Source organism: Actinomadura fibrosa (assembly GCF_900659615.1).
Taxonomy (GTDB): Bacteria; Actinomycetota; Actinomycetes; order Streptosporangiales; family Streptosporangiaceae; genus Spirillospora; species Spirillospora fibrosa.
In genome coordinates this window covers 1-13260 of sequence record NZ_CAACUY010000040.1, presented here as the reverse complement: position 1 = coordinate 13260, position 13260 = coordinate 1, and the positions used below count along the sequence as shown (strand labels likewise).

The following is a 13260-nucleotide window of genomic DNA, read 5'->3' as shown; positions in this document are numbered from 1 at the left end:
AGCTTATAGCCAGGTACGTGACCAAGGTCGCCTCCATACGGGAACGTGACATTGGGCGCTCCTGGCCCTGTTTGCCCTGGATGTGGCGTACCGCCGGAAGCCGCCCGCCTGTGGGGGTTTTCGCCGCGGTGGCCGCCTCCGCGCCGCAGTGGTTACGATGACGGCGCCGACAAGGACGGGGTAACCGCAGACGATGACCCGCTTCGCCACCTGGCTCGGGAAGAACGCCGACGCCTTCATCGCGCTGGTCCTGGCCATCGCCGTCGCGGTGCTGGGGCTCGGGGTGAACCTGCCCCACGAGGACGAGGTCACCAACAGCGCGATCCTCGCGGTCGTCGGCCTGCTGGCGACGTCGGTGCTGCGCGACCGGGGGCGGCGGATCCCCGTCGAGGCGGAGGTGCGCGACACCCTGCGGGCGTCCTCGGCCACGCTGGACGACCTGAGCGGCAGGCTGACCCGCATCGAGTCGTTCGAGGGCGTCCTGTCCGACACCAAGCGCGCGCTTGACGAGACCACGGTCGTCCGGGTCATCAGCGGGGCGCAGGTGGCGCAGGTCCTGGAGGACGCGCGCCGCGACACCGACCGCTGGTTCTTCAAGGGCGGCACGGGCACCTACATCCGCGCGAAGACGCTGCCGGAGACCGTCGCGGCGGCGCGCCGGGAGCGGCGGACGCTGCTGTTCCGCCTGGAGATCCTCGACCCGACGAACGTGGAGGTCTGCGAGGCGTACGCGCGGCACCGCCGGTCGGTGTCGGACGGCCCGGACGCCACCGGCGAGCCCTGGACGCTGGAGCGGACCCGCAAGGAGGCGTACGCGACGATCCTCGCGGCGTGCTGGCACAAGCAGCGGTTCGGGATGCTCGACATCGACATCGGCCTGTCCCGGACGATGACGACGCTGCGCTACGACCTGGCGGCGTCCCGCGTCGTGGTGACCCGGGACGACCCGCGCGGCGAGGCCCTGGTCATCGACAGCGGCAAGTTCTACTACAGCTGGGTCAGCGCGGAGCTGCTGACCAGCCTGGACCAGGCGCGCCGCGTGCCCGTCGAGCAGGCGCGGCTGGCGCCGCTGGACGACGAGCCGACGGTGGAGGAGGTGCGCAAGCTGTTCGAGGTGATCGGCATCGAGCTCGCCGCCGGGTACACCGACCGGGACGTCATCGAGATCATCCGCAAGGCGCTGCGCGCCAAGGACCCCTACGAATGATCCTCCGATCGACGGCCCGAATGATGACGAGTGCATACTCCGCGGCGGCGTGATGCGCGACGATTGACGTGCCGGAGACGATGCCGGGCGAGTGACGGCCCCCTACGAACGATGGTGCTCTGCGACCGATGAGGTACGAGGAGATCCGCGGGGAGATCGACGCCGGGACGGCGGCGCGGACGCTGCCGTCCTGGGCGGCCCGCGTGCTGGAGGACGCCGCCGCGGGGCGCTCGCCCGTCCCGGCCGTGCGGCATCCCCTGGGGTTCCTGTGCCTGCCGGTCGAGCGCAGCGGCGACCTCGGCGTGTGCCTGCACATCTGGACCCCGGAGGTGCGGCCCGCCCCGTCCACGATGTCGCCCGTGCACTGCCATAGCTGGGAGCTGCTGAGCTTCGTCCTGTACGGGACGGTCCGCAACGTCCGCATGGACGTGCAGGAGATCGGGGTGGAGGAGTCTCCGGACGGGACGGCTCCGGTGGGGGCGGTCCAGCAGATCTTCGAGGTCCTGAGTGGCGGCGACGTGGACGAGCTGAGGGCGACGGGGCGCGCGGTCCGGTACGCCTCGGGGCCGTCCACGGCGCACCGGACGGGCGAGGCGTACTCGCTGCCCGCCGGGGTGTTCCACAGCACGCTCATCGAGGACGGCCAGGACGCGGCCACGGTCGCCCTCGGCCGGGTGACGCCGGGCAGCGGCGACCTGTCGCTCGGCCCGCTCGGCGTCCCCACGCACCGCGTCCGCCGGTCACTGTCCGAGCAGGGCGACACCGTGCGGGCGCTCCGCCGTTCGGCGCGCCGGATCACCGCCGCGCATCCGCGGGAGGCGGCGCCCTCGCCCGACGGGCCGCAGCCCCCGTTCCCGCCGGGTCACGCGCCCCCGGATTCCGTCCCGCACGCACGGCACCGCAGGTCGGCCCGCCGGTAGGCGAGCCGACCGGCGCGCCGGACCCGACCGGAGAGGCCGCCCGATGAGATCCAGTCCCCCGCCGCCGACCGTTCCGGTCGATCTGGGCGAGGCCAGGCGCGTGGCGGTCGAGGCCGCCGAGGCGGCCGGGGCGCTGCTGCGCGCCGGGATGCACGGCCCCCTGGAGGTGCGTCCGAAGGGCTCGGGCGGGGACGTGGTGACCGAGCTGGACACGGCCGCCGAGGAGCTGATCCTCGGGCGGCTGCGGTCGGCGTACCCGGGGCACGGCATCATCGCCGAGGAGTCGGGCGTCTCCGGCCCTGGCGCGGACGGGGACGGCGCCTCGCCCGAGATGGTGTGGCTGGTCGATCCCCTGGACGGCACCAACAACGTCGCGATCGGCATGCCGGTGTACGCGGTGGGCCTGGCGTTGTGCGCGGGCGCCGTACCGGTCCTGGGCGTCGTCCACGATCCGGTCACGGGACGGACGTGGTCGGCGGTGCGCGGAGAGGGCGCCCTAGGCCCGGACGGGGCGCGGCTCAGAGTCGCCGAGCGTCCGCGTCCCGGCCGGGAGGGGAACCCTGTCCTGGCCTGGACGCAGGGCCACCAGGTCACGTCGGGCGATGCCGTCGCCTTCCACCTGCGCATGGCGCTGGAGGCCCGGGCCGCGAGGATGCTTCAGCTGTGGGCGCCGCTGGTGGCGTGGACGATGCTGGCGCGCGGCGACATCGACGGCATCGTCGGCTACCTGCCCGAGATCGTGGACCTGCCGCCCGGCGCGCTGCTGGCCGCCGAGGCGGGCATCGAGCTGCGCCGCCTGGACGGCGCCCCCTACTCGCTGTGCATCGACCGCCCGCGGTCCGAGCTCGGCTTCGTCGCGGCGCGCCCGGAGCTCCTCGGGCGGCTCCTGGAGACCACGGACCAGGTGCTCGGCTCGGTCGGCGCCGACGGCGGCGTCCGCCTCGCCTGGTGAGCACGTGACGGCGGGCCCGCCGCGCGCGGTCAGGCCGTCAGGAGGAGGGCGGACACCGAGGCCGCGCAGCCGAGGGCGGCGAGCACCGTCCCGGTCAGCACGAACTTGCGGATCGGGACCCGGACGTCCCAGCGGCGGCACCACTCGAACCACAGCAGCGTCGCGAGGGAGCCCCACGGGGTGATGACGGGGCCGACGTTCGTGCCGACGAGGAGCGACAGCAGCTGGTCGCGGTTGGCGGCGGGCACGGCGGACTCGCCGGCGACGTAGGCGGGCAGGTTGTTGAGGACGTTCGACAGGCTCGCGCCGGCGAACCCGGCCCGCGCGGCGCCCGCCACGCCGTCGTCGCCGCCGATGAGCGCGCGCATCACGTCGTCCAGCCCGTAGCGCTCAAGCGTCGGGACGACGAGGAACAGGCCGGTGACGAACACCATGAGCTGCCACGGGATCAGGCCGGGGCGCAGCGCGGACCGGTCGCGGACCGCGAAGGCGGCCACGGCCACGACCGCGGCGGCGGCCGCGGCGATCCCGAGCTGGACGCCGGTGTGGACGCCCGCCAGGATCGCCCCGATGAACAGCAGGCACGCGGCGCCCGTGGTGGCGAACAGGACGCGGTCGCGGACGGGGGCGATCTCGGGCGGGTCGTAGGAGTCCTCGCCGCGCATGCCGCGCCGCCAGTAGAACAGCCAGAGCAGCGCCATGGTGACGGCGATCGCGGCCAGCTGCGGCGCCCACATCCGGGCGGCGAACTCGGGGGTCTCCAGCGCGACCCGGTCCGCGGCGAGGAGGTTCGTCAGGTTCGACACCGGGAGCAGCAGGCTGGCGGTGTTGGCCAGCCACACCGTCGTCATGGCGAGCGGCAGGGCGGCGATCCGCGCGCGCGCCGCCAGGGCCAGCATGACGGGCGTGAGGAGGACCGCCGTCGTGTCGAGGTTCAGGAAGATGGTGAGCGCGGACGCGAAGACGACGCACAGCAGGAAGAGGGCGGCGTAGTCGCCGCGTCCGACGCGCGCCATCCGCTGGGCCATCGCGTCGAAGACCCCCGCCTCCTTGGTGAGCTCCGCCAGGATGATGACGCTGAACAGGAACAGCAGCAGCGGCGCGATGCGCTCGACGCTGGAGCGGGCGGTGGCGGCGGGCAACAGTCCCGTGGCGACGAAGAGGAGCCCGAGGGCGAGGACGCCGATGCGGATCCAGTCGAGGACCCCGAGCGCGCCGGCGGCGCGGCGGACGGACCGGCTCGGGGGCCGGCTCGGGGACGGGCTCGGGGACCGGCCCGACGGCGGGCTCGGCGGCGGGCCCGGCGGCTCGGCCGGCGGTTCGGGCGGGGACGGCACGCGCGCCATGATCCCATAACGCCCCGCGGCCCGGTTCCGTCGGCGCGGCGCGCGATACTGGCGGCATGACTCCCCCCGGCGACCGCTCCAGGCAGGAGCGCCCGACCGACTTCTTCATCAGCTACTCGCCCGCGGACGAGCGGTGGGCGTCCTGGATCGCCTGGCAGCTGGAGGCCGCCGGGCACCGGACGATGATGCAGGCGTGGGACTTCGTGCCCGGCACCAACTTCATCGACTTCATGGACCGGGGCCTGTCGGAGGCCAAGGCCGTCGTCGCGGTGCTGTCGCGCAACTACCTGCGCTCGCGGTACGGGCGCCTGGAGTGGATGGCGGCGCTGCGGGCCGACCCGGACGACCCGGCCCGCAAGCTCGTGACGGTCCGCATCGAGGACTGCCCGATCGACGGGCTGCTGTCCACGATCACGTATGTCGACCTGGTGGGCGTCGACGACGCGGACGAGGCGCGCGGGCTGCTGATGCGCCGGATCCAGGAGGCCCTCGCGGGCCACGCGCGTCCCGTGGACGGGCCCGGGTTCCCCGGTGGCGGCCCGTCCGGCTCGGGTGGCCAGGCGCCGCTTCTCGGACGCGTGGAGGGCCCTGGAGCCGGGGACGATCCCGCCGGGCGGCCGGAGCTGGCCGGGGAGCGGGCGGTGCGGCGCGCGCCGGTCGCGGCCCCCGCGTTCCCCGCCGCGGACGGCGGCGACGCCCGGCCGCGCGAGCACGTGAGCGTGCTGCACGTGTCGGGGCCGCGGTTCGGCCGGACGCTCGCCGAGCCGGGCGAGCCGACCACCGCCACCGAGCTCCAGGACCGCATCTGGAGCGATGTGACGCGGCTGGCCGACGCGGGCGTGCCCCGTCCCGACCTGCTCGTGGTCACCGGGAACCTCAGCCACTCGGGGAGCCGCAAGGAGTTCACCGAGGCGCTGTCGTTCCTGACGAGCCTGCGCGCGCTGCTCGGCCTGGAGGCGCAGCGGGTCGTGGTCGTGCCGGGCACGCACGACATCACGCGGGCGGCGTGCCAGGCGTACTTCGCGAGCTGCGAGGCGGACGAGATCGAGCCGCAGCCGCCGTACTGGCCGAAGTGGCGGCACTTCGCCGGGTTGTTCAAGGAGTTCTACCAGGGCCTCGACTCGCTGGTGTTCGACAGCGCGCAGCCCTGGACGCTGTTCCCCGTCCCGGACCTGAAGGTCGTCGTGGCCGGGCTCAACTCGACGCTGCCGCACACCCACCGCGAGGAGGACCGCTACGGGCGGGTCGGGCAGGCGCAGGCGGCGTGGTTCAACGAGCGGCTGCGGCACTTCGAGGACGAGGGCTGGCTGCGGCTGGGCGCCCTGGAGCACACCCCGGTCGCCGGGGAACCGGGGGCGCTGCGCGACCCGGAGACGGTGGAGACGCTGCTCGCCGGGCACCTGAACGTCCTGTTCCAGGGCACGCCGTCGGAGTTCGGGCCGGTGCCGCTGCTGGGGTCGGGCGACGCGGCGGTCCCGTCCGTCCCGGCGCTGGGGCCGGGCCGGCACCAGATCGTCGTCCTGCGCCGGGACGGCCTGGAGCGGTGGATCCCCGAGGACGCCGCGCGGCGCGGGCCCGAGCGGCACGCGCAGGTCTGGGCGCGGGTCGACGGAACGTTCCCGCCGGCGCGCGAGGACGCCCTGCCCACCGGTCCCCTGCCCACCGGTCCCGTGCCGGAGCTCGGCCCGCCCGCGCGGGGCGCGGGAACGGGCGTGGAACCCGCGCCCGACCCCACCGCGCGGCTGCTGGACCGCCTCACCGAGGCGTGCGAGACGCGTTTCGAGCGGGCGACGATCCGCCGGGTCGTCCCGCCCGCCGGGGAGGACGGGAGCGCCGACCCGCCGCACCTGCTGCTGACCCACCTGGAGGACGGGTTCGTCCGCCAGTACCGGATCGGCGCCCATGTCGGCCAGGTGACGGAGGCGGACGTGGACGCGTTCGCCCGGCACGTCCACGCCGACGGGTCCGACCATGGTTCCGAGCTCGTGTACGTGGGTCCGGCCCCAGCGCGCGCGCTGCGGGCCGAGGCGCTCCGCCGCGGCATCCGTGTGCGGAGCCTCACCGAGTTCCAGGGGCTCGTCGACCTGTCGGAGTACGTCACCGCCCAGACGGGACGGCTCGCAGCGGGCGGCCTGTACCCGCCGTCGCTGTACGTCCCGCAGCGTTTCCGCGAGCTGGACCGCTTCCGTACGGGCGCCCCGTCCGGCACGGACGACCCCGACCGCACCGGGGACCCGGCGGACGGCGACTCGGCGGAGGTGCGCGACGACGTCGTCGGGGAGATGCTGCGGCTCCTCGCGGCCGACCACGGCCGGTTCCTGCTGCTGCTCGGCGACTTCGGGCGGGGCAAGACGTTCGCGCTGCGGGAGCTGGCGCGGCGCATCCCCGAGGAGCTGCCGCACGTCATCCCGATCCTCATCGAGCTGCGCGCGCTCGACAAGGCGCACTCGGTGGACGGCCTGGTCGCCGCGCACCTGGCGAACCACGGCGAGGAGCTGATCGACCTCAAGGCGTTCCACTACATGCTGCGGCAGGGGCGGATCGTCCTGCTGTTCGACGGGTTCGACGAGCTGGTGACCCGGGTCACCTACGACCAGGCCGCCGACCACCTCGACACGCTGCTCCAGGCCGCCCAGGACAAGGCGAAGATCGTGGTGGCGAGCCGCACGCAGCACTTCAAGTCGCAGGCGCAGGTGCTGACCGCGCTCGGGGAGAAGGTGGGGGTGCTGCCGCACCGGCGGGTCCTCGGGCTGGAGGAGTTCACTCCCCCGCAGGTCCGCTCCTACCTCGTCAACCGGTACGGCGACGAGCGGGCCGCCGAGGAGCGGCTCGGCCTGCTGTCGGGCATCGAGGAGCTGCTGGCCCTCACGTCCAACCCGCGGATGCTGAGCTTCATCGCCGACCTGCCCGAGGAGCGGCTCCGCGCGGTCGCGCAGGCCCGCACGACCGTCAGCCCCGCCGACCTGTACCAGGAGATCCTCGCGTCGTGGCTGGCGTACGAGGCCGAGCGGGTGCGGCACGCGGGCGGGCCGTCCGGGCTGGACGTCGAGGACATGTGGGAGGCGGTGAGCACGCTCGCGCTGCGGCTGTGGGAGGGCAACGAGCAGTTCCTGCGGCTCGCCGAGCTCGCCGACGTCGCCGACACCCTCACCGGCCTCGCCGACGGGCGGCTGTCGCCGCACCAGGTCACGCACGCCGTCGGCGCGGGGAGCCTCCTCGTCCGCACCGCGGAGGGCCTGTTCGGGTTCATCCACGCGTCCGTGGTGGAGTGGCTCGTCGCCCGGCACATCGCCCGGGAGTTCGCCGCCGGCAAGGCGCCCGCTGCGCTGGCGCGGCGGACGCTGTCGCAGCTCACCGTCGACTTCCTGTGCGACCTCGCCGACGCCCGCGCGACCCAGCGGTGGGCGGCGGGCGTCCTCGCCGACCCCGACGCGGGCGACATCGCCCGCGCCAACGCCATCCGCGTCACCACTCGGCTCCGTACCCCGGCCCGCACCGACCTGCGGGGGGCGCGCCTCCAGGGCGAAGACCTCTCCTACCGCGACCTCCAGGAGGTGGACCTCACCGGAGCCGACCTCACCGACGCGCAACTGGTCGGCGCGAACCTGTCGCGGGCCGTCCTGCGGGACGCCTCGCTCGCCGGGGCCCGCCTCGACGAGGCGAAGCTGACGGGCGCCGACCTGCGCGGCGCCGACCTGTCGCGAGCCCGGCTGGCCCGCGCCGACCTGCGGGACGCGTCCGTCGAGGGCAGCCGCTGGACCCGCGCCGCCCTCGTCGACGCCGTGCTCCCCGACCGGATCGCGGCCGCGCCCGAGCTGCGCGAGGCCGCGATCGCCCCGGGCCGTCCGGTCGACATCCAGGTCGCCCCGGCCGCCGTCGGCGTCCCCTACGGATTCCACTTCCAGACGAGCCGGCTTCCGCAGCCGCTCGCCTACAGCCCTGGCGGATCCGTCCTCGCGGTAGGCGGGGAGGACGGCGGTGTCCTCGTCTGCGACGCCGTCACCGGGGTCCCCCTGCGCACACTCCAGGGTCATGGAGACCGTGCCTACGCGGTGGCGTTCGACTCCGAGGGCAACCGTCTCGCCAGTGGTTCCGCGGACGGCACCGTCCGCATCTGGGATCTCGCCACGGGCCAGTGCGCGCACACCCTTCCCGTCCACCCGGACGGTGTCTGGCCGGTGGTCGTCGGAGGCCGCTCCCCCTCAGGGGCGAACCTCGTCGCCGCGGGCGCGGCCGACGGGACGATCCGCGTCTGGGACACCGTGTCCGGCACGCTCCTGCATGAGTTCCCCGGGCACACCTCACCCGTCTTCACCGCCGTCTTCGACCCCGCCGGGTCCCTGATGGTCACCGGCGACGCGGGCGGGACGCTGCGCGTCTGGGACCTCACCACGGGCGCGCTCCGGCGCGAGCTGACCGGCCACCGCGGCGCCGTGTTCCGCGCCGTGTTCCACCCCGGCGGGTCGCTGCTCGCCGCCGGCGACGAGGCGGGCGTCGTCCGCCTCTGGGACATCCGCAGCGGCGAGATCGAGCAGGAGCTCCTCGGCCACACCGGCCGCGTCTACGCCATCGCCTTCCACCCCGGCGGCGACCTCCTCGTCACCGGCGACACCGACGCCTCCGTCCGGCTCTGGCGGGACGGACGGCACCGCGCGACCCTCACCGGGCACGGCGGCGGCATCTACCAGGCCGCGTTCAGCCCGGACGGGGGCCGCCTCGCCACCGCCGACAGCGCCGGGTCCGTGCGCCTGTGGGACCCCGAGACCGGGCGGCAGCGGCTGGAGCTCGCCGGGCACCGCGGCGCGGTGTGGCCGTTCGCGTTCCGCCCCGACGGCGCGCAGCTCGCCACCAGCAGCAACGACGGCACCGCCCGGCTGTGGGACGCCGAGACCGGGCAGTGCCGGGTGATCCTGCGCGGCCACGGCCGCCGCGTCACCGGCGTCGCGTTCAGCGCCGACGGCGGCCTGCTCGCGAGCTCCGGCAACGACGGCCTCGTCCGCCTCTGGGACCCGCGCACCGGCCGGATGGTCCGCGAGCTGCACGGCGTCGCCGACAACCTCACCTCCGCCGCGTTCAACGTCCGCGACTCCCAGCTCGCCACCGCGACCAACGACGGCGGCGTCCACCTGTGGCAGGCCGGCACGGGCACGTTCGAGCGCGAGCTGAACGTCGAGACCGACCACGTGTGGGCGCAGGCCTTCTCGCCCACCGGAGACGTCCTGGCCACCGCGAACGACGACGACAGCGTCCGCCTCTGGTACTGGACGACGGGCCGCGAGACCGTCAACCTCGCCGACCACCGGGGCCGCGTCCGCTCGATCGACTTCCACCCCGGCGGCGACGTCGTCGCCACGGGCTGCGACGACGGGCTCGTCCGCCTCTGGCACACCCGCACGGGCGCGCTCCGCGAGACCCTGCGCGGCCACACCGACCGCGTCTACCGGGTGGCGTTCGCGCCGTCCGGCGACCTCCTCGCCAGCGCCAGCAACGACGGCACCGTCCGCGTGTGGGACTCGTCCACCGGAACGTCCCTGCACACCCTCACGGGGCACACGGGCCGCCTATGGACGGCCGCGTTCCACCCCTCCGGGGCCGTGCTCGCCAGTGCGGGCGACGACATGGCAGTGCGCCTGTGGGATCCGTCCACGGGCCGCCTCCTGCACACCCTCACCGGGCACACCCGGCGCGTATGGTCGGCCACGTTCAGCCCGGACGGAACGCTCCTCGCCACGGCGGGCGACGACGGCGCCATCATCCTGTGGGACGTCACCGACCTGTCCGCGCCGTTCCGCCGCACGACCCTCCTCGGCCTCGCCGGAGGGTGGGCCGCGCTCGCCCCGGACGGCCGCTACAAGTGGGAGGGCGACGCCACCGCCGAGTTCTGGTACGCGGTCGGGATGTGCCGCTTCGAGCCGGGCGAACTCGACGCGTACCTGCCCGACGTCCGGCAGATCCCCCTGGACGCGTCCTTCTAGCCGTCAGACGAACGTGCAGACGGCGGCCGTGGCGTCGTCGCGGGGTTTGGTCCGCGGCCAGCGGACGGCCTCGGGATCGGTGGCCTCCACCGCGCGGGTCCGGTCGATCAGCGCCGCCGGGCCGTCCTCCGCGGCGAGCCGGGCCAGGCCGTCCCAGCCGGTGGTCCGGAACAGGTCGGCGAGCCGCGTCGCGCCGTCGGTCAGCAGGAACGCCCGCCGCAGCTCCCGCAGCGGCACCGTCCCGGTGATCGCCGCGTCCGCGCCCGCCGGGTCCGCCGAGACCCAGCACGGCCCGCCCGTGATCTCCTGGAGGCCGCCGGGGCCGTCCAGCAGCAGCGTCGAGTCGGCGAGGACGAGGTAGTCGACCAGCTCGCCGCGGACGCGCAGCGCCAGGACCGTCGCGGCGGGCGTCGTCGGCACGGACAGGTCGCAGGTGGCGCGGTGCGAGGCGGCCACGTCCGCGATCGCGCCCGCCAGGCGCGCCACCAGCGGCCGCCCCGCCGGCCGGTGCGCGCCCTCCGGCGGCCCGACGGGCGGACCCGCCTGCGGGACGCCGCCGATCCCGTCCAGCATGCGCGCCAGCAGCCGCGTGCCGAGCGAGCGGGCGTACCAGGCCGTGCCGTGCGAGCAGCCGAGGTCGGTGCCGAGCGGCAGGCCGCAGCCGTCCAGGACCACGACCGCGCCCGCCGCCGCCGCGACGAAGTCCTCGTTCGGACGGCCCGGGATCCCCTGGTCCGTCGCCCAGGACACCTGCATGATCGGACCTCCGGGTCGAATCGCCCGCCGGGCGGCGGAGTCAGCTCGTCGTGGCGGCGCGCGCGGTGAGGTCCTCCCAGAGCGCGTCGACCTGCGCCTTCAGGTCGTCGAGCGTCCCGGAGTTGTCGAGGACGTGGGTGGCGATCGCGCGCCGCTCGGCGCGGCTCGCCTGGTTCGCCATGCGGGCGCGGGCGTCCTCCTCGGCCATCCCGCGCCGGGACGTCAGCCGGTCGAGCTGGGTCTCCTCCGGCGCGTCGACGACCACCACGGCGTCGTACATCGAGGCCAGGCCGTTCTCCGCCAGCAGCGGGACGTCGTACACGACGATCGCGTCCTCGGGCGCCGCGTCCATCAGCTCCTGCATCCGCTCCCCCACCAGCGGGTGCACGATCGCGTTGAGGGCGGCGAGCCGGTCCCGGTCGGCGAACACGATCGAGCCGACCTTCTCCCGGTCGAGGCCCCCGGACGGCAGCAGCACGTCCTCGCCGAACTCGGCGACGACCGCGGCGAGGCCAGGGGTGCCCGGCTCGACCACCTCGCGGGCGATCCGGTCGGCGTCGATGACCACGGCGCCGCGCTCGGCGAGCCGCGCCGACACCTCGCTCTTGCCCGACCCGATACCGCCGGTGAGTCCCACTTTCAGCACGCGCACCACAGTAGCGCCGCGGCCCTCTCCCCGTCCCGGCCGGGAGGCGGGCCGCCCTAGGTCGCCTCCGCGGGGACGAGGGCCTTGCGCATGTGGACGAGGGTGAGGTGCGCCGCGACCCGCTCGCGGTGCGTCTCGGCGTACCCGAGACGGCGGTACAGGCGCAGGTTCGCCTCGCTCAGGTGGCCGGTGAACAGCACGCACGCGTCGGCGCGCCCGGCCACCTCCTCCTCCAGCGCCCGCATCAGCGCGAGGCCGATGCCGCGGCGCTGCATGTCCGGGACGACGACGAGCCGCCCGATCAGGCACGTGTGGTCGCTGAACTGCGCGCGGACCGCGCCGACCACCCGGCCCGCGAGGACCGCCTTCAGCACCACCGCGTCACCGGCGAGGGTCTTTCGGATCTGCTCGAACGACTCGACCAGCGGGGGAATGAACGGGTCGCCGTACAGCTGCGCCTCGGCGAGGTACGCGGCGCGCTGGACGGTCAGCAGCTCCCCGGCGTCGGGCGGGCCCGCCCGCTCGATCACGACCGTCGGTTCGCTCATGGCAATGACCATAGCCCCGGCGGCGCCGCCGGTCTCGTCAGCGCCCGATCCGGACGGTCACCGCGACCGGATAGTGATCGGACGCGTCCGAGCGCGGCACCTCGTAGTCGGTGAACATCAGCCCGTCGGAGCCGAGCACCTGGTCGACGCGCCGCCCGTCCGACGTCGTCGGGGACGTGTCGGCGCCGATCGCCGCGCTGCGCAGGTCGGTGTCGGTGAGGCCGTCGAGCTCGTCGGCGCCCGGCTCGGCGTTGAAGTCGCCGCCGATGACCGTGCGGGGCGCGCCGCCCCAGGCGCGCACGAGCGCCGCGACCTCGCGGGCCCGCTCGCCGGCCTGGTCGCCGCCGCCCTCCAGGTGCGTCGACCACACGTCCATCGTCGTCTTCCCGACCGCGAGCCGCGCCCACACGTACCCGCGGATCTGCGACCAGTCGCCCTTCGCCATCCGGCCCGTCCCGGAGCTCCGGACGGGCAGCGACGTCAGGATCGCGTTGCCGAACTGCCCGTCGGCCGCCGGACCCCAGATCAGCTTCATGCCGAGGCGCCGCGACAGCCACACGCCGACGTCGGTGGTCCCCGACAGCAGCGACCCGCGGCTCGCCTCCTGGAGCAGGACCACCTGGGCCCGCTGCCCCTCGATCACCCGGGCGATGCCCTCGGGGTCGAGCCGCCCGTCCTGGCCGACGGCGTCGTGGATGTTGTAGCTGAGCAGCCGGACCTGGCCGGGGACCGGTCCCGCCTTCGCCGTCCCGTCCGGGGCGGCGACGGTGAACACGAGCGTCCCGGCGAGCAGGACGAGCGCGGCGGCGCCCGCGGCGATCGCCCGCAGCGGGGCGCGGGCCGGCAGCGACCCCTTGATCGCGTGGTAGGGGGTGAGCCCCGCGTCCGTGAGCGGCACGCTCGTCGCCGG

Annotated in this window: 9 protein-coding genes; 4 read left to right on the top strand and 5 right to left on the bottom strand. The window is 75.0% G+C overall.

What is annotated here, in order from left to right:
• The first annotated feature begins 193 nt into the window (after positions 1–193).
• The 3 genes from E1300_RS16540 (at position 194) to E1300_RS16530 (ending at position 3079) form a co-directional block, all read left to right on the top strand.
• Positions 194–1207 (top strand): hypothetical protein, encoded by a 1014-nt coding sequence (locus tag E1300_RS16540; RefSeq protein WP_131757895.1) that lies wholly within the window; start codon positions 194–196, stop codon positions 1205–1207.
• Between the two features lie 128 nt (positions 1208–1335).
• Entirely contained in the window at positions 1336–2127 is a 792-nt protein-coding gene (locus E1300_RS16535) for a hypothetical protein (protein ID WP_131757894.1), read from the top strand.
• A 43-nt stretch (positions 2128–2170) separates the two neighbouring features.
• Positions 2171–3079 carry an inositol monophosphatase family protein gene (locus E1300_RS16530; protein WP_131757893.1) on the top strand — a complete coding sequence of 303 codons (909 nt, stop codon included), beginning with the start codon at positions 2171–2173 and terminating at the stop codon, positions 3077–3079.
• A 29-nt stretch (positions 3080–3108) separates the two neighbouring features.
• Here E1300_RS16530 and E1300_RS16525 read toward each other — a convergent pair whose 3' ends face one another.
• Positions 3109–4416 carry an ArsB/NhaD family transporter gene (locus tag E1300_RS16525; RefSeq protein ID WP_242619188.1) on the bottom strand — a complete coding sequence of 436 codons (1308 nt, stop codon included), beginning with the start codon at positions 4414–4416 and terminating at the stop codon, positions 3109–3111.
• 65 nt (positions 4417–4481) lie between these two features.
• On the opposite strand from E1300_RS16525, the gene E1300_RS53430 reads away from it, so the two are divergent.
• Entirely contained in the window at positions 4482–10400 is a 5919-nt protein-coding gene (locus E1300_RS53430) for a WD40 domain-containing protein (RefSeq protein ID WP_131757891.1), read from the top strand.
• Positions 10401–10403: 3 nt separating this feature from the next.
• Here the strand turns inward: E1300_RS53430 and E1300_RS16515 are convergent, their stop codons facing one another.
• From E1300_RS16515 to E1300_RS16500, 4 genes are all read right to left on the bottom strand, one after another.
• Positions 10404–11156, bottom strand: a complete 753-nt coding sequence (locus E1300_RS16515; RefSeq protein WP_131757890.1) for a hypothetical protein — start codon at positions 11154–11156, stop codon at positions 10404–10406.
• 40 nt (positions 11157–11196) lie between these two features.
• Entirely contained in the window at positions 11197–11802 is a 606-nt protein-coding gene (coaE, locus tag E1300_RS16510) for a dephospho-CoA kinase (protein WP_131757889.1), read from the bottom strand.
• A gap of 56 nt (positions 11803–11858) precedes the next feature.
• On the bottom strand, positions 11859–12350 hold the full coding sequence (locus E1300_RS16505) for a GNAT family N-acetyltransferase (RefSeq protein ID WP_242619187.1): 492 nt from the start codon (positions 12348–12350) through the stop codon (positions 11859–11861).
• Between the two features lie 37 nt (positions 12351–12387).
• A partial coding sequence (locus E1300_RS16500) for an endonuclease/exonuclease/phosphatase family protein (protein ID WP_207399778.1) occupies positions 12388–13260 on the bottom strand: 873 nt, incomplete at its 5' end.

Coding starts and splice junctions, on each gene's coding strand:
- E1300_RS16540 (WP_131757895.1), top strand. CDS start 194: ATGACCCGCTTCGCCACCTGGCTCGGGAAGAACGCCGACGCCTTCATC.
- E1300_RS16535 (WP_131757894.1), top strand. CDS start 1,336: ATGAGGTACGAGGAGATCCGCGGGGAGATCGACGCCGGGACGGCGGCG.
- E1300_RS16530 (WP_131757893.1), top strand. CDS start 2,171: ATGAGATCCAGTCCCCCGCCGCCGACCGTTCCGGTCGATCTGGGCGAG.
- E1300_RS53430 (WP_131757891.1), top strand. CDS start 4,482: ATGACTCCCCCCGGCGACCGCTCCAGGCAGGAGCGCCCGACCGACTTC.
- E1300_RS16515 (WP_131757890.1), bottom strand. CDS start 11,156: ATGCAGGTGTCCTGGGCGACGGACCAGGGGATCCCGGGCCGTCCGAAC.
- E1300_RS16505 (WP_242619187.1), bottom strand. CDS start 12,350: ATGAGCGAACCGACGGTCGTGATCGAGCGGGCGGGCCCGCCCGACGCC.